At 62.5% G+C, this 17,026-nt stretch carries 14 protein-coding genes and 1 tRNA gene; 11 read left to right on the top strand and 4 right to left on the bottom strand.

Features of this window, described 5'->3' with window-relative positions:
• Positions 1-4: 4 nt before the first annotated feature.
• The 8 genes from AC07PE_RS05530 to AC07PE_RS05495 all read left to right on the top strand — a co-directional run bounded on the left by AC07PE_RS05530 (position 5) and on the right by AC07PE_RS05495 (position 10,229).
• On the top strand, positions 5-835 hold the full coding sequence (locus AC07PE_RS05530) for a fimbrial biogenesis chaperone (RefSeq protein WP_498762334.1): 831 nt from the start codon (positions 5-7) through the stop codon (positions 833-835).
• A 23-nt stretch (positions 836-858) separates the two neighbouring features.
• Positions 859-3,495, top strand: a complete 2,637-nt coding sequence (locus AC07PE_RS05525; protein WP_498762332.1) for an MSCRAMM family protein — start codon at positions 859-861, stop codon at positions 3,493-3,495.
• 54 nt (positions 3,496-3,549) lie between these two features.
• Positions 3,550-4,761 (top strand): BaiN/RdsA family NAD(P)/FAD-dependent oxidoreductase, encoded by a 1,212-nt coding sequence (locus tag AC07PE_RS05520; RefSeq protein WP_498762330.1) that lies wholly within the window; start codon positions 3,550-3,552, stop codon positions 4,759-4,761.
• A gap of 105 nt (positions 4,762-4,866) precedes the next feature.
• Entirely contained in the window at positions 4,867-5,079 is a 213-nt protein-coding gene (rpsU, locus tag AC07PE_RS05515) for a 30S ribosomal protein S21 (RefSeq protein WP_005665410.1), read from the top strand.
• A gap of 138 nt (positions 5,080-5,217) precedes the next feature.
• Positions 5,218-5,667: a GatB/YqeY domain-containing protein gene (locus AC07PE_RS05510; protein ID WP_498762328.1), complete on the top strand. Its 450-nt coding sequence runs from the start codon at positions 5,218-5,220 to the stop codon at positions 5,665-5,667.
• Positions 5,668-5,768: 101 nt separating this feature from the next.
• A complete protein-coding gene (dnaG, locus tag AC07PE_RS05505; RefSeq protein ID WP_498762326.1) occupies positions 5,769-7,571 on the top strand; it encodes a DNA primase in 1,803 nt (600 codons plus the stop codon).
• Between the two features lie 251 nt (positions 7,572-7,822).
• Entirely contained in the window at positions 7,823-10,027 is a 2,205-nt protein-coding gene (gene rpoD / locus AC07PE_RS05500; protein WP_498762983.1) for an RNA polymerase sigma factor RpoD, read from the top strand.
• 123 nt (positions 10,028-10,150) lie between these two features.
• Positions 10,151-10,229: transfer RNA gene (locus AC07PE_RS05495), tRNA-Ile, on the top strand.
• A 53-nt stretch (positions 10,230-10,282) separates the two neighbouring features.
• On the opposite strand, the gene AC07PE_RS05490 is transcribed toward AC07PE_RS05495, so the two are convergent.
• Both AC07PE_RS05490 and AC07PE_RS05485 read right to left on the bottom strand, forming a co-directional pair.
• Entirely contained in the window at positions 10,283-11,341 is a 1,059-nt protein-coding gene (locus tag AC07PE_RS05490; protein ID WP_498762325.1) for a hypothetical protein, read from the bottom strand.
• A gap of 139 nt (positions 11,342-11,480) precedes the next feature.
• Positions 11,481-12,674: an HAF repeat-containing protein gene (locus AC07PE_RS05485; RefSeq protein WP_498762323.1), complete on the bottom strand. Its 1,194-nt coding sequence runs from the start codon at positions 12,672-12,674 to the stop codon at positions 11,481-11,483.
• A 268-nt stretch (positions 12,675-12,942) separates the two neighbouring features.
• Between AC07PE_RS05485 and AC07PE_RS05480 the strand changes: the two genes are divergently transcribed.
• Complete coding sequence (locus tag AC07PE_RS05480) at positions 12,943-14,358, top strand: RNA-guided endonuclease InsQ/TnpB family protein (protein WP_498762322.1); 1,416 nt, start codon at positions 12,943-12,945, stop codon at positions 14,356-14,358.
• 63 nt (positions 14,359-14,421) lie between these two features.
• Positions 14,422-14,880, top strand: coding sequence for a nuclear transport factor 2 family protein (locus AC07PE_RS05475; RefSeq protein ID WP_498762320.1), 459 nt, complete (start codon positions 14,422-14,424; stop codon positions 14,878-14,880).
• Positions 14,881-14,939: 59 nt separating this feature from the next.
• On the opposite strand, the gene AC07PE_RS05470 is transcribed toward AC07PE_RS05475, so the two are convergent.
• Positions 14,940-15,515 (bottom strand): hypothetical protein, encoded by a 576-nt coding sequence (locus AC07PE_RS05470; protein ID WP_498762318.1) that lies wholly within the window; start codon positions 15,513-15,515, stop codon positions 14,940-14,942.
• Positions 15,516-15,669: 154 nt separating this feature from the next.
• Positions 15,670-16,335, bottom strand: a complete 666-nt coding sequence (locus tag AC07PE_RS05465) for an endonuclease III domain-containing protein (RefSeq protein WP_498762316.1) — start codon at positions 16,333-16,335, stop codon at positions 15,670-15,672.
• Between the two features lie 466 nt (positions 16,336-16,801).
• On the opposite strand from AC07PE_RS05465, the gene AC07PE_RS05460 reads away from it, so the two are divergent.
• Entirely contained in the window at positions 16,802-17,026 is a 225-nt protein-coding gene (locus AC07PE_RS05460) for an acyl carrier protein (RefSeq protein ID WP_498762314.1), read from the top strand.

Genomic DNA, 17,026 nt, shown 5'->3' with positions numbered 1-17,026 from the left:
TCACATGGCTTTCTCCGCGTTGGCAAGTTTCCGTCCCATCCTGCTGGCTGGTCTCCTGTTCTTCATGCAATCGGCCTGGGCCGAACTGATGCTGCACCCGACCCGCCTGGTGTTCGACAAGAACCAGCGCGCCGCGCAGATCGAGTTGATCAACAACGGCAGCACCCCCGCCACCTACCGCATCTCGCTGGTCAACCGCCGCATGAGCGAAAGCGGCCAGTTCGAACCCGTCGAGACGCCGGCGCCGGGCGAGCAGTTTGCCGATCCCATGCTGCGCTACTCGCCGCGCCAGATCACGCTGCAGCCGGGCATGGCCCAGACCGTGCGCGTCATGCTGCGCAAACCCGCCGAGCTGGCCGAGGGCGAGTACCGCTCGCACCTGCAGTTCGAGCTGCTGCCCGAGGTCGACGCCAATACCAGTATCGAGAACCAGGGCGGCGCCAGGGAAATCGGCGTGGTGCTGAACACCCTGGTCGGCGCCTCGGTGCCGGTGATCGTGCGCCACGGCGCCACCAGCGCCACGGTGCGGCTGTCGAACCTGGCGCTGGCGCGTGACGGCAAGCAGCCGCTGCTCTCCTTTCAGTTCGAACGCGAGGGCAACAGCTCGGTGTACGGCGACCTCGCCGTGACCTTCACGCCGCGCGGCGGCAAGCCGCAGCAGCTGGCACAAGTGGGCGGCATCGCCGTGTACACGCCGAATAAAGTGCGCAAGGCCGCCGTGTCGCTGCAGGCCCAGGGCGGCGCACTGGCCCACGGCAGCATCGAGGTGAGCTACCGCGACCGTCCCGAGGCGGGCGGCAAGCTGCTGGCCCAGGCCACGCTCGACCTGCCCTGAGGAGCGCCGTACTGAAGTCGGCGATGCGCCCGATCGGAACACTTGCGCTGCCGCTGTTGCTGACGGCGGCGCTGGCGGCGCCTGCCTGTGCGGCGGCGCCGGCTGCGGCGCCGCGCGCCACGCCCGGCGCCGAATCCAACCTGCTGCTGTTCGAGGTGCGGCTGGGCGACCAGGTGCTGTCCGACGCCGTCACCGCCTACCAGATCGGCAAGGACATCTACCTGCCGCTCGGCGAGCTGGCGCGTCTGCTGACGCTGGCGCTGCGGGTGACGCCGGGCGAGGGCAAGGCCAGCGGCTACATCCTGCAGGAAGAACGGGCCTTCAGCCTGGACGTGCCGGCGCGCGAGGTGCACATCGCCGGCAAGCAGGAAGAGCTCGACCGCTCGCAGGTGAAACTGCAGGCCGACGAAATCTACGTGGCCAGCCGCCTGCTGGCGCGCTGGCTGCCGGTCGACCTCGACGTCGACATGCCCAGCCTGACCGTCAAGGTGCGCCCGCGCGAACTGCTGCCGCTGCAGGCGCGCCTGCAAAGACGCGAGCGCGGCGCACAGTCGGGCAGGGCGGGCGGCTATATCGACCCCGGCTATCCACGCCTGTCGATTCCCTACCGGCTGGTGGACGTGCCCTTCATCGACCAGACCGCGAGCGTGTCCGTGGCCCGCTCCGGTGCCCGCCGCGAAGCCGAGTCGACCTACACCGGCTACCTGACGACCGACCTGCTGGGCATGGAGGCGGCCCTGTACGCCAGCTATAACAGGCGCGACCCGACCTCCGGCCTGCGCCTGACCCTGGGCCGCAACGATCCAGGCGCCGGCCTGCTCGGACCGCTGCATGCGCGCAGCGCCCTGGTCGGCAGCGTGCCGCTGCCCGGCGTCGCCAACATCTCGGCCAACAGCCCGACCGGCAACGGCGTCGCCCTCAGCAACCGCCCGCTGGACCAGCCGACCCGCTTCGACAGCCACAGCCTGCAGGGCGACCTGCCGCCCGGCTGGGACGTCGAGCTGTACTACAACGATGCGCTGGTCGGCTTCCAGCAGTCTCGCCCGGACGGCAAGTACAGCTTCGACGACCAGCCGCTGGTCTACGGCCCCAACGAATTCCGCCTGGTCTTCCACGGTCCGCTGGGACAGCTGCGGGTGGAGCGCCAGAGCTTCCTGCTGGAGCAGTCGGCGGTGCCGAAAGGCGCCGTCTATTACGACGTGGCCGCGCACCGCGACGTGTTCGGGCGCGAGCGCGCGCTGGCCCAGATGGAATGGGGCGTGGGCGAACACCTGAGCGCCAGCGCCGGCCTGCTGCGCCTGCCGGTGCTGCAGGACGAACAGCGCTACGCCACCCTCGGCCTGCGCGGCTACCTGCAATCCTTCATCCTGAGCGGCGACCTGGCCCAGGCCGGCGACGGCGGCAAGCTGGCGCAGCTCGGGGTGAAAACCCGGCTGGGCAATGTGTCGCTGTCGGCCAGCCGCGCAAAGCTGGACAAGTTCACCAGCGAGTTCTTCCTGCCGACCTTCGATCCGGTGCGCCTGCGCGACGAGTTGCGCGCCGACGGCATGCTGACGGGCTCACTGGGCAAGGACACGCCGATGGTGTTTCCGCTCTCGCTGCAGCTGCGCCGCGACGCCCTGGCCTCGGGGCTTGAAAACCGCGAAGTGCAGGGACGGGTCTCGGCCTACGGCGCCGGCCTGGCCGTCAGCAACGCGCTGCGCTGGCAATCGCTGGCGGGCCGCAGCATGGCCGACGGCCAGCTGCAGGTGAGCCGCCGGATCGCGGGCCTCGGCCTGAGCGGCCAGCTGCAGTACCTGATCAAGCCGCATGCGGAGCTGGGCAGCGTGGCGCTGGCCGCCGACCGCTATTTTGCCGACGGCTATGTCGGCAACCTCGGATGGACGCATTCCTTCGGCCATGGCCCGAACCGCATGACGGCCTCGCTGAACAAGAGCCTCGGCAGCTATGGCCTGGGCCTGAATGCCTTCTACGGCAACAGCCACGATTTCGGCGCCGGCGTGCAGCTGTTCATGGCGATGGGCCTGGAGCCGCGCGCCGCCCGCTTCCTGACCGATGCCCAGCCGATGGCGAATACCGGCGGCACCTCGGTACGCGTATTCCTGGACAAGAACCAGAACGGCGCGATGGATGCGGAGGACGAAGGGATCCGCAACGTCGGCTTCACCGTCAACGGCGGCAATCACCTGAGCCGCACCGACGCCAACGGCATCGCCTACCTGGGACGGCTGCCGGCCAACCAGTACGTCGACATCGCCCTCGACCCGAACACCCTCGAAGACCCGCAGTGGCAGCCGCAGCGCAAGGGCGTGCGCATCGTGCCGCGTCCCGGCAAGGTGGCGGAAGTCGATTTCGCGGTCGGCATGACGGGCGAAGTCGACGGCACCACCTATTTGCTGGGCAAGGACGGCAAGCGCCCGATCGGCGACCTGAAACTGGAACTGGTGGACGGCAAGCGCAAGGTGGTCGCCAGCATGGCCAGCGCCTCCGACGGCTATTACGTCATCACCGGCATCTTCCCGGGCGACTACCTGCTGCGCATCGCCCCGGACCAGCTCAAGCGCCTGGGCTTGAGCGACACCGGCATGCACCTGGTGACCATCACGGCGGATGGCAATGTGCTGAACGGACGCGACTTCTACGTGCAGGCAGGCGAGTAGGCGCGATACAATCTCGTCCTTTGTGCGCGGCAAACGTGCGGTGGGATGGGCAGGATGGCAAGACGATACGATGTGGTGGTGATCGGCGCGGGCGCGGCCGGCATGATGTGCGCGGCGGTGGCGGCCCGGCGCGGCAAGCGCGTGCTGCTGGTCGACCACGCGGCCAAGCTGGCCGAGAAGATCCGCATCTCCGGCGGCGGCCGCTGCAACTTCACCAACATCAACGCCGGCTGGCAGAACTTCGTGTCGGAGAACCCGCATTTCTGCCGCAGCGCGCTGTCGCGCTACACGGCCCAGGATTTTTTGACACTTGTAAAAAAATACGGGATCGCTTACCACGAGAAGCACCGCGGCCAGCTGTTCTGCGACGATTCGTCGGAGCAGATCATCCGCATGCTGAAGGATGAATGCGATGGGGGCGGCGTGGAGTGGCGCATGCCGTGCAAGGTCACTGGCGTGGAAAAGACCGAAGACGGTTTCGTGGTCGGCACGGACGGTGGGACGATCGAGGCGGCCAACGTGGTGGTGGCCACCGGCGGCCTGTCGATTCCGAAGATCGGCGCCACCGATCTCGGCTACCGCATCGCCAAAAGCTTCGGCCTGCAGATCGTCGAGCCGCGTCCCGGCCTGGTGCCGCTGACCTTCGACGGGCCGAGCTGGCAGCCCTTCGTGCCGCTGGCCGGCATTGCGCTCGAAGTCGAGGTCGAGACGGGATCGAAAAAGGGGAAGGGAGCCAGATACGGCTACTTCCGCGAAGACCTGCTGTTCACCCACCGCGGCCTGTCGGGCCCGGCGATCCTGCAGATCTCGAGCTACTGGCAGCCGGGCACGCCCATCGTGCTGAACCTGCTGCCGGAACTGGACGTGGCCGAGGAGCTGATCGGCGCGAAAACGACGCTCAAGAAGCAGCTGGGCAATATCCTGTCGCAGTGGCTGCCGGCGCGCCTGGCGGAAGGCTTGTTGCTTGCCAACGGTTTCGCCCCGGACGCGCGCCTGCCGGACATGGCCGACGCCAAGCTGCGCAAGCTGGGCGATGCGATCAACCGCTGGGCCATCGTGCCGACCGGCTCCGAAGGCTATAAGAAGGCCGAGGTCACGCTGGGCGGCGTCGACACACGCGAACTGTCGCAGCAGACCATGATGGCGAACAAGATTCCGGGCCTGTATTTCATCGGCGAAACCGTCGACGTGACGGGCTGGCTGGGCGGTTATAACTTCCAGTGGGCCTGGGCTTCGGGCGTCGCCGCGGGCTCCGCAATAGAGTGACATGCTCAATGTAGCAATTGCGGCACATGCTGAGAAAATGTCGCACTGATCTTGAAAAGCTGTTAGAATTTCGTTCTTCCCTAAATCCAACGGTTTCATTTTTACATGACCACTATCCGCCTTAAAGAAAACGAGCCGTTCGAAGTCGCTATGCGTCGCTTCAAGCGCACTATCGAAAAAACCGGCCTGCTGACCGAACTGCGCGCACGCGAGTTCTACGAGAAGCCGACCGCAGAGCGCAAGCGCAAGCTGGCAGCCGCCGTGAAGCGTCACTACAAGCGTATCCGCAGCCAGCAGCTGCCGAAGAAGCTGTACTAATTCCATTCAGCTGCTTCATCCGGCGACGGCCTGTGCCAGTCCCGGCTTTCGAGGCCTGAATACGTCGAAGCCCGCTCCGGTCGATACCGCAGCGGGTTTTGCCTTTTTCCCTTTCAAAAATAATACCGCGGAGAATCCATGAGCTTGAAAGCACAACTGACCGACGACATGAAGAACGCGATGCGCGCCAAGGAAAGCGAACGCCTGGCCACCATCCGCCTCGTCCTTGCCGAAATCAAGCGCAAGGAAGTGGACGAGCGCATCGAACTGGACGATGCCCAGGTCACGGCCGTCGTCGAGAAGATGATCAAGCAGCGCAAGGATTCGATCACCCAGTTCGAAGCCGGCGGCCGCCAGGACCTGGCCGACATCGAAAAGGCCGAGCTGGCCATTCTGTCGGCTTACATGCCGGCTGGCCTGTCGGACGAGGAAATCGCCGCCGAAGTCACCGCCGCCGTGGCCGCATCGGGCGCCGCCGGTCCGCAGGACATGGGCAAGGTCATGGGCATCCTGAAGCCGAAGCTGGCAGGCCGCGCCGATATGACGGCCGTGTCGGCGCAGGTAAAGAAGGCGCTGGCAGGGGCGTAAGCGTTGGTTTATGAGGCAATGCCCGGTTGCCTTGCTACAAATCAATTGCAAGCGGGCGCTGCGGTATAGTCTGAGTTTAGACAAACACTGTTATATATCTAGTGATTCCGCAATCATTCATTACCGATCTGCTCAACCGGGTAGATATAGTCGATGTGGTTGGCCGCTACGTCCAGCTGAAAAAGGGCGGCGCCAACTACATGGGCCTGTGCCCTTTTCACAATGAAAAGTCGCCCAGCTTCACGGTGAGCCCGACCAAGCAGTTCTACCACTGCTTCGGCTGCGGCGCGCACGGCACGTCCATCGGCTTCCTGATCGAATACTCGGGCATGGGCTTCGTCGATGCCGTCAAGGATCTGGCCCAGGGCGTTGGCATGGTCGTGCCGAACGAAGACGACAAGATCCCGCCGGCCCAGCGCGCCGCCCAGCAGGCGCAATCGCTGGCGATGACCGATGCGCTGAATCAGGCCTGCGACTTCTACCGCGCCCAGCTGCGCCAGGCGCCGAACGCGATTGCCTACCTGAAAGGCCGCGGCCTGACGGGCGAGGTGGCGGCCCGCTTCGGGATGGGCTATGCGCCCGCCGGCTGGGACAATTTGCGCCAGGTGTTCAAGGACTACGACGCGCTCGCGCTGGTCGAGTCCGGCCTCGTCATCGACAAGGTGGACGAGGACGGCGGCAACAAGAAACGCTACGACCGCTTCCGCGAACGCGTCATGTTCCCGATCCGGAACACCAAGGGCCAGGTGATCGGCTTTGGCGGCCGCGTGATGGATGGCGGCGAGCCCAAATACCTGAACTCGCCGGAAACTCCGCTGTTCAACAAGGGGCAGGAGCTGTACGGCCTGTTCGAGGCGCGCCAGCCGATCCGTGATGCCGGCTACGTGCTGGTGACCGAGGGCTACATGGACGTCGTCGCCCTGGCCCAGCTCGGCTTCCCGCAGGCGGTGGCGACGCTCGGCACGGCCTGCACCAGCACCCACGTGCAAAAGCTGCTGCGCCAGACCGACCACGTGATCTTCAGCTTCGACGGCGACAAGGCCGGCCGCCGCGCCGCCCGGCGCGCGCTGGAAGCTTGCCTGCCGCAAATGTCGGACGACAAGACCATCAAGTTCCTGTTCCTGCCGCAAGAGCACGACCCGGACAGCTATGTGCGCGAGTTCGGCGCCGACGCCTTCGCCCGCGAGATCGACGAGGCGATGCCGCTGTCCTCCTTCCTGTTGCGCGAAGTGACCCAGGAGCACGACCTCGACACGCCGGAGGGCAGGGCGCACGCCCAGTTCGAGGCCAAGCCCTTGCTGCAGGCCATGGCGCCGACCGCGCTGCGCCTGCAGATCGTGCGCGGCCTGGCCAGCATGACCCAGTCGACGCCGGCGGAGATCGAAGCCTTGTTCGAGCTGTCCAAGCCAGTATCGGTCGCGCGCAAGGCGCCGCCGCGCCAGGGGCGGCCGGAGCCGGTCGGACTGGAACTGCAGATCATGCGCATGCTGGTGGCCCATCCGTCGATCGCGCTGGACCTCGACGAAGCCGCGCTGCGCGCCTTCGACCACTTCGGCGCCGACCCTGCCGACCGCCTGCGCTGGCTGGTCGAGCAAGCCCAGGCCCTGGGGGCGAACGCCAGCTTCGCCGCGCTGTCCCAGCAACTGAAGGAGAGCAGCACCGAGTACGATCATCTGATCGCTGAGATCGCCTCGGAACCCGAATCGGATATTGACTCTGATCGCGTGTGGCTCACGAGCGCTGTGAGGCAAATCAAGATGGATGTTTTAAAACAGGAGTTGAACCAGTTGTTTTCTTCTGGCCTGACCCCAGATCAGGTGAGTGCCCGCTATCGCGAAATCACAGCACAGCAGGACCTCTTGATGCGGGAAGCCGCAAACGACACCCCCGCGAAATTTGCCTGATGTATGCCCTTGGCGACACGGGTGTTCTCGACTGGAAAATACAGGGGTGCGTGCTATAATAAAACGCTAACTATTGCAAGCTTTGAAACGCTTTTTCGTCTTCCGGCATGCATGGAGTTTCAGTTAGCAGGGCAGTGCAAGCAAGGTAACAAAACTTTATCTTTAACCTAGTAAAGTAAGTCGTCGTGACTTCGAAAGCGCCTGTGCCAACCAAGAAACCCGAAACCAAAGTGGCTACCAAATCCACCAGGATGTCTGCCAAGGCGGACAATTCTCAAGACAAGGCGGAAGCCCGCGTCGCGGGTGTTGCGCCTGTGAGCCAGACGACCGACGCGGAAGCACTTGCCGCGATCGATACGTCGGGCTACGTGCTGCCGGCCGTGAAAGTACCGGGGCGGCGTGGACGCAAGCCTAAGGAATTCACGCCCGAGAACGACGAAGTCGCCGCGTTGAACGCGGTCGAGCGCGCCGAGCTGAAGGCTGCGGACAAGGCCAAGGCCAAGGACCGCAAGGCCAAGGAAAAAGCGCTGCTGAAAGACGCGTTCTCGTCCGACACCGAAGCGAGCGAAGAAGAGCTCGAGGTGCGCCGCAACAAGCTCAAGGCCCTGATCAAGTCGGGCAAGGAGCGCGGCTTCCTGACCTATTCCGAGATCAACGACCACCTGCCGGACAACATTGTCGATCCGGAAGCGATCGAAGGCATCATCGGCACCTTCAATGACATGGGCATCGCCGTCTACGAGCATGCCCCGGATGCCGAGACCCTGCTGCTGTCCGACAATGTCGCCACCGTCACCAGCGACGACGAAGCCGAAGCCGCCGCGGAAGCCGCGCTGTCGACCGTCGACTCCGATTTCGGCCGCACCACCGACCCGGTCCGCATGTACATGCGCGAAATGGGCTCGGTCGAGCTGCTGACCCGCGAAGGCGAGATCGAGATCGCGAAACGCATCGAAGACGGCTTGCGCGACATGATCCAGGCGATCTCCGCCTGCCCGGTGACGATCGCCGAGATCATCGACGCCGCGCGCCGCATCGAGAACGACGAGATCAAGATCGACGAGATCGTCGACGGCATGGTCGACCCGAACGAAGACGAGAACACCTCGCCGACCGCGGTCGCACCTAGCTCGACCGACGATGAGGACGAGGACGAGGAAGAAGAGGGCGAAGAAGAGGAAGAGGAAGAAGAAGCCGGCGCCAGCTCCGGCGCGGCAGGCTATTCCGCCGAGCAGCTCGAGCAGCTGAAGAATTCCGCCCTCGAAAAATTCGCCTTCATCGGCGACCAGTTTGACAGGATGCGCCGCGCCTACGAGAAGCAGGGCTACAACTCGAAGGACTACATCAAGGCCCAGGAAGCGATTTCCAACGAACTGCTGGGCATCCGCTTCACCGCCAAGGTGGTCGAGAAGCTGTGCGACACCCTGCGCGGCCAGGTCGACGAAGTGCGCCACATCGAGAAGCAGATCCTGGACGTGGCCGTGAACCGCTGCGGCATGCCGCGCGCCCACTTCATCAAGGTCTTCCCGGGCAACGAAACGAACCTGGAATGGGTCGACGGCGAAGTGAACGCCGGTCACGCCTACAGCGCCATCCTCGGCCGGAACATCCCGACGATCAAGGAACTGCAGCAACGCCTGATCGACCTGCAGGCGCGCGTCGTGCTGCCGCTGCCGGACCTGCGCAACATCAACCGTCAGATGGCGGCCGGTGAAATGAAGGCGCGCAAGGCCAAGCGCGAAATGACCGAGGCCAACCTGCGCCTGGTGATCTCGATCGCGAAGAAGTACACCAACCGCGGCCTGCAATTCCTCGACCTGATTCAGGAAGGCAACATCGGCCTGATGAAGGCGGTGGACAAGTTCGAATACCGCCGCGGCTACAAGTTCTCGACCTACGCGACGTGGTGGATCCGCCAGGCCATCACCCGTTCGATCGCGGACCAGGCGCGCACGATCCGTATTCCGGTGCACATGATCGAAACGATCAACAAGATGAACCGGATCTCGCGCCAGATCCTGCAGGAGACCGGCGCCGAGCCCGATCCGGCAACCCTCGCGATCAAGATGGAGATGCCGGAAGACAAAATCCGGAAGATCATGAAGATCGCGAAAGAGCCGATTTCGATGGAAACCCCGATCGGCGACGACGACGATTCGCATCTGGGCGACTTCATCGAGGACAACAACACGCTGGCGCCTTCGGACGCGGCGCTGCATGCCTCGATGCGCGGTGTCGTGAAGGATGTGCTGGATTCGCTGACGCCGCGCGAGGCCAAGGTGCTGCGCATGCGCTTCGGTATCGAGATGTCGACCGATCACACCCTGGAAGAGGTGGGCAAGCAGTTCGACGTCACGCGTGAGCGGATTCGCCAGATCGAGGCGAAGGCGCTGCGCAAGCTGCGGCATCCTTCGCGGTCGGACAAGCTGAAGAGCTTCCTGGAGGGCAGCAGCTGATTGTTTCGTTGAGCCTTGACGGGTTCTCGTTAAAACAATATCCTCTCGCCACTTTGCATGCGCTGTCGTTGAGGCGCATGTGAGAGTGGCGAGTTTTTAGCGCCCTCACGCAGTACAGGTTTCGGGCCTCTAGCTCATGCTTGGTTAGAGCAGCGGACTCATAATCCGTTGGTGCCCGGTTCGACTCCGGGGAGGCCTACCAATATCGATCGGTAAAACGAAGGGGTTACGGCGTGCCGTAGCCCCTTTTGATGTTTACGCATCTACCTTTGCTTGCTGGATCGTGCATGCAGGTCCGCCGAGGGTAAATCCGCCGGCATCGGACTTGCGGGACTTCTCGTTCAAGCGGAAGAGCTCGGTCGAGACGGTTTCGCCGACGCCTTTTTCCCACGGGGTGTTCGTGGCGGCATTCCGTATCAGCCAGGCGCCCCATCGGGTTGCCGGCTTCGACGTCAGTTTTTCATCCTTGATCCAGACGATGTCCTTGTCGGCATGGCCGTGGCAATTGGAATTCTGTTTCGAATAGTCGAGCCAAGCGGTCACGCCTGAATTCGAACGCTCTGCGTGCGAGTGGGAAAACGAGTCTTGAACCGTATGCAGCAGGGCTCCCAGCGCCAAAGTCCGGACGGCGTCGTCGCGCATCTTGAGCTCGCAATCCTGGCGGCACTGAATGTCGCCGACATTCGTGAAGAGCTTCCGCACGGTCCAGGATCGTTGCGTCGTACCTGCAAAATGACCGGCGAAAGGATAGCTGCTCGCCAGCTCGGACAGCTGTGCCGACAGCGGAATACGGCCGGTGGCGACATCGTAGGAAAAGTGCGCCCAATCGACGATTTGCTGCTGGGTGGTATTCGGGCTGTCCATATGACGTCCCATGGCGTGCAGGAATTGCAGATCCCCGTAGTGGCTCCGGTATTCCACGGGGTGAACGAAGGTGATTTTCCCAGGCTGGACACTGGCCTTCTTCATCCAGAAAAACCAGGTCTCCGGCCGGCCCGCGGGAAAGAAGTTATTGGGATCGTCATTCCATCTCGCCCCGGCCTTCAAGGCTTCCGCTTCGATGCCGATGGCCGCAGGCGTATCGGTCTTTGGCAAGTCGCACCAGGCAGACGCATGCTTGTTCTCCGCACAGGCAAGCGACATCAGCGTTATTTCTTCGTGAGAGTCCTCGCTGAGATTCGACAGCCAGCGCGTATAAACGGGCTGAAGGCCGTATTTGATCCTGTCGCGATCGAAGGCCGGCTTGATCTCGAAGGCTGAGGCTGAAACCAGAACAAGCATCAGGACACCAAAACCCATGGATTGTTTGAACATGTGCTCTCCCGTCTTATTGTGTTGCTGGCAGTTGCGCCCGCATCGCCAGAATTGTCTTTAAGGCAATCCTGGCGATGCTATACTGTCATTACACAACGCTCAAGCACCTGCGGTCGATCTGTTGTTTTTTTATTTAGCTTCACTTTCCCACCGGTCGCACCACCTCCTTCGTTTGCGCCGCAGCCTCCGCCTTCGCCTCCGCCGCCTCCTGCTCCGCCGTTAACCCCGACCCCACAATCGGCCCAGCCTCCGCATCGATATCGTCCGTCGGCACCGCCTCAAGACTCGGCTGGATCGGATCCAGCCGAATCGCATACTGCACCCCATTGCGGATACCATCGGCCGCAATCTGCCTCTTGTCATTGATCGCCCGCCCAAACTGGATGTTCCAGCCCAGCCGTGGATCGATCAGCGCATTCAGGCTCTCCATCCGCCTGCCGCGATAGATGAAGCCGCCCAGATGGTCGCTGCTGCCGACCACATGGCCGAGGTTGTTGATGCCTTCGCCCGTGCTGAAGGGGCTCACGCTGTTGGGGCGCCCATCGATGTCGATCACGCGGCCGTGGCTGAAGATAACGGCCTTCTGGGCGTGGAACGAGGTCGGGCCCGGCTCGACCCCGGCGTAGCCGGTCACCTGGCCACGGTCGTTGATGTCCAGTCCATAGCTCGGCCGGAAGCCCAGGTCGCCAAGGTCGCGCATGACGCCCTTGGTCCAGAGGAAGGCGCGCAGCGGCGGTTCCGGGGAGATGAAGTCCCCGGACTCGCCCGTGATCTGGTTGCGGTTGTTCAGGGCTTCGGCCTGGGTGACCGGATTGCCACCGGGTAGCGTGCCGATATTCCGGAAGTGTCCGCTCGGATCGCGCAGGAAGCTGCGTACGCCCGTCAGCTCCGGAGGCACCGGTATGGCGCCCACCGCGACGGTGTAGCCGGCATTGTTGATGTCGACGTAGTAGCCGCCGCCGGGAGGCGCGTTGAGATCGCGGCGCGTGCCGTGGTAGTAGATGAAGCCGCGCCGCTGACCGCTGCTGTTGGTCCGGTTGCCGAGTACCTGGCCCTTGTCGTTGATTGCCACGACCTGGGCGGAGGCGGCGCCCAGCGTGCCCAAATTCACTATGCCGCTGCCGCGGTTGATGAAGCTGCCGGTCGTGAAGCCGCCGGTGCCGATCGGATAGGTGCCGATCACGACGCCGGCATTGTTGATGTCGACAGATCGGCTGTTGGCGGGGCCGACGATCGTGACCCGGTACTCGGCATAGGCTCCCGCCGAGGCGGCTTGGGTCACGGCCAGGGTGAGCGGCAACAGGGATAGGGAAATGAAGTTACGCCTTTGCATGGGAATCTCCTTGATGAGCAAGGGCTGGCGCCGAAAGCGCTGACCCGACAACCAAGGTACGCGGCCATCAGCGGACGGCTTTAGCCACGCACAATGCAAATCGGGTAAAACCCGCATTGCATATCGAATCGCTCAGCAGCCATGACGATGCCGGCGCCGCACAGGCCTTCCGTCATTGCCCGCCCACCATTGCAATTCCCGCCCCAGAAACGATACTGAAAGTCCGATCAGGCGAGGTTTGTGGAGCTAGACTTTAGTCCTGAGAATCATGAATCAAAATATACAAGTGTGGATGGGTAGCGTTGAACTGCAACGAGGAGCGGTCGAACCAGTGACGCCCGAGCCAGGTCCAACAGGACGACACCAACAACGTTTTGGCAACATGCTGCTGGCCCATCGCATCCGGCTTGACCCGACACTTGCGCAGCGCGACTATTTTGCGCGTGCGGCAGGCACCGCACGCCGGGTATGGAACTGGGCCTTGGCCGAATGGGAGCGGCAACTAACCGTCGGTCAGCGTCCGAGCGCGATGGCATTGAAGAAGCAGTTCAACGCCATCAAGTATTCACACCCGGATTGGCTCGACGCTGACGGGCGGCCATGGCTTCGCGGTATCCACCGTGACGCCCATTCCCAGCCGTTCGCCAACCTCGCCAAGGCTTGGAATCGGTATGCGGCGGCGTTGCGCGAGCATAAGCCTGCCCATCGTCCGGTTTTTAAGAAAAAGGGAGCCTGTCGTGACAGTGTTTATGTCGCCAACGACCGGCTGCACTTGCACGAAAAAGTCGTTGTGCTACCGAAGGTTGGGCAAGTTGCCCTTCGTGAACCGCTGCGCTGGCCCGGCAGAATTATTGGCGCAATTGTTAGTCGTGAAGCCGGTCACTGGTTTCTCGCGGTGCAGGTGGAGGTACCCGAGCAGATAGCATGTCTGCATCGTAAGGGACATGGCATTACCGGCGTCGACCTAGGGGTAAGCTCTGCAGCGACCCTGTCCACAGGCGAGAAGATCGCTGCTCCGCGTCCCTTGAAGGCTGCACTGCGGCGGTTGCGAATCCGCAGTCGCCGGCAGTCGCGCAAGATCAAGGCAGCGAAAGTCGCGGCCGGCATCTTCGGCCGAATACCAAAAGGCACGCGCTTGCCGGTTTCGGCGAACCACAGCAAAGATGCAGAGACACTCGCACGCCTGCACGCACGCATCACCCATGTGCGCAAGGACTTCATGCACAAGCTAACAAATCGTCTCTGCCGTGAAAACCAAACGGTAGTAATCGAAGATTTGAATATAAAAGGCATGCTTGCGAATGCACGGCTGGCCCGTGCAATTGCGGATGTCAGCTTTTATGAGTTTCGCCGCCAACTCCAATACAAGGCGCGGCGTTACAGTACGTGCCTGGTGCTGGCTGACCGGTGGTATCCATCGAGCAAGCGATGCTCGAACTGTGGTGCGCGTTATGGTGAGCTGGGCTTGGCCGAACGCAGCTGGGCCTGTATGCACTGTGGCGCACAGCACGACCGCGATGTGAACGCGGCGATTAATCTTCAACGGCTCGCAACCGGCGCCTTCTTTGCGGCGCAGTCTGCGCTACCCGTGGCGAGTTCGGCGGCAACGCCGGGCACTGCCGCCGACATCGGGTCGACGGTAGTCGGGAAAGTTACGCCTGTCAGGTACGAGCACGGTCAGTAGGACGGTTCGGGACAGGAAGAAAATCGTGCTCAAGTTTGAGCAAATTTTTGAAGGCAGGGGATCATGAGCACGCAAGCAAACATCAGCCTGCTCAAACAGGCGTACGACGCCTACGACAAAGGCGACATTCAGCGCCTGCTGAGTATGTGTACGCAGGACATCGATTGGGATCTGCCGGAAGTGGAAGGCATTCCCTTTACCGGCAAGCGCCACGGCCTGAGCCAGGTGTCCGACTTCTTCCGCATCCTGGCCGAGTGCCAGGAGCCGCGCGAATTCAAGCCGGACCAGTTCATCGGCCAGGATGACCAGGTCGTCGTGCTTGGCCACGCCACCTTCGCCGTCAAGGCAAGCGGCGCCGAGTTCAGCGGCGACTGGTGCCACGTCTTCCGTATCGCCGGCGACAAGATCGCCAGCTTCAAGGAATACGACGACACCTACCAGGCCGCCAAGGCCTACCAAGTGCAGAGCACCCTCGCAGGCGCTGCTGCCGGCAAGGGCGCAACCCGCCCGGCCGTCCATTAATCTTCAAGCTGTCATACAAGCGGCTGCGCCTCCGGGCGTGGCCGCTTCACGCCTTCCCGCTAGGGTCCCGGATGGGGATTGTCCGGCAGCGAGGGAATCGCGCGCAGGTACTCGTACATTGCAGCCAGGTCGACGTCGGTCTTCTTGCCGAAGGTCGGCCAGGGCATGACCTGCAGGATCTCGCCAGGAGGATCTTTCGGGTTGTGCCCGGTGCGCAGGGTCTGGATGAATTGCTGGCGCGTGAGGCCGGCGGGCCGGCCGGCGTAGTCGGGCGTGAGGTTGGGCGCGGTGAGCGTCGGGCCGAACTGGCGTCCTCCTGACAGGTATTCCGGCGCATTGATCACTTCGTGCTGGCCCAGGAACGGGTCGCCGCCCGGCGAGTACGTCGGATGGCTGTGGCAGTCGATGCAGCCGCTGGTGTTGACAACGTAGCTGCCCAGGCCGACCAGGGCGCGGTTCTTGCCCTGCAGGTTCAGCTTGACGCCGGGTGGCACCAGCTCGTAGCCCCGCTTGACCAGCTGCTCGCCATAGCTGTCGTGCCTGCCGTAGTCATTGCTGTGCGCCGACACGGAGACAAGGGCAAGCATGGCGCCGGCCAGTCCGAGCACGGCTGCGGTTTTGAAGGTCTTGTTCATCTTTTTGCTCCCTTACACTGGAAACGGTCCCGCATGCGGATGTCGTTCAAGTCTAGGCAGCAGAAAGCTGGGTGCCTGGCTTGTTGACATGCGACGTGAGACCTCTCAAGTACGTTCACGACCAGGGGAACTTCAACGTGACAGATCTGCCGGCCTATCGATGTTCGGTCACGCCCACCTGCCGGCACATGTCGAGCACCGGGCAGGTCGAGCACTTCGGGCGGTTACCGGTGCAGATGTGTTTTCCGAAGGGCACCAGCAGACGGTTGATGTCGATCCAGTGCCGTTCCGGCAGCGTGGCCTCGAGCGCCACCAGCGTCTTCTCGGGCGTCGATGCGGAGATATAGCCCCAGCGCCCGGTCACGCGGTGCACGTGGATGTCGACGCTGATGACGGGCGTACCGCAGGCCACGCCCAGCACAAGGTTTGCGCACTTGAGGCCGACGCCCGCAAAGGACATCAGCACCTCGCGGTCGCCGGGAAGCGCGCCGCCGAATTTCTCTTCGACTTCGCGCGCGATGGCCAGGATCTGGTTCGCCTTGCGCTCGTGAAAAGTGCTCGGGCTGATCAGGGCGTCCAGTTCTTCCCACGACAGCTGCGCCACCTCCGCCGGCGTGCGCGCCCGGGCGAACAGCTTGCGCGAGACCGGCAACGTTACCTCGTCGTAGGTGCGGATCGAGATCATGCAGGCCAGCAGCTGCTCGAAAACCGAGGTATGGCCTTCCTCGGCCAGCTGGAAGAGGGCGGCCTTTGGCCAGGGCTGGACGGCCTGCTCGATGCGCTCGAGCGCGGTGTCGATGTCGAATGGGCGCTTTTCCATGGCGGCTCTCCAGTTGAGGACAGTCAAAAATAAACGCCAGGACCCTGCTTGTCCGTCTAATACCGCACAGGACCGCAAATCAATGTGCACAGCCCAAAAAACACGGATATTCCGTGAATTGGAATCAGCTGTTTATATCAATAATTAGACATGTTGGACCTTAATGTAGGCATGAAATGCAGGTGTAATAAATTTCCTCATTGCCAACCTAAAACACGTGAGACAGATTGCTCCAATTGCAAGCAAATAGGGTGGAACTGTGGAGATATGGTTTGAACGTCATCCAAACACATATCGGGTTGCCAATTTAATTCGCAGGAATGTCGCCATTACGCCTAAAAATTTTCCGGGCTATCCCCAAGCCATCCGATTTCATTTATAGTGCTGCCTTAGAGCAACGTCATAACAGTAGTTTTTCCTGTTTAGTAATTATTAGTTAAGAATTATCTTACTTAGGCCTTTGCATATGGACACCCTCGAGCAATTCGTTGAAAAATTCAGCAACGCAGTCGACTTCCAGAACGACGTCACCCTTACCGGCGACACCAACCTGAAAGCCCTGCCGGAGTGGGACTCGCTGGCGGCGCTCGGCGTGATCATCATGTTCGACATGGAATACAACAAGGCGATTACCGGTAAGGATCTGGTCGTGTGCCAGACTGTCGCTGACGTCTACGAACTGGTCGGTTAA

It is taken from the genome of Telluria sp. GW821-FHT07G12 (assembly GCF_059418525.1).
Note: the sequence above shows the minus strand (reverse complement) of the source record. Positions and strands in the feature narration are given on the sequence as shown.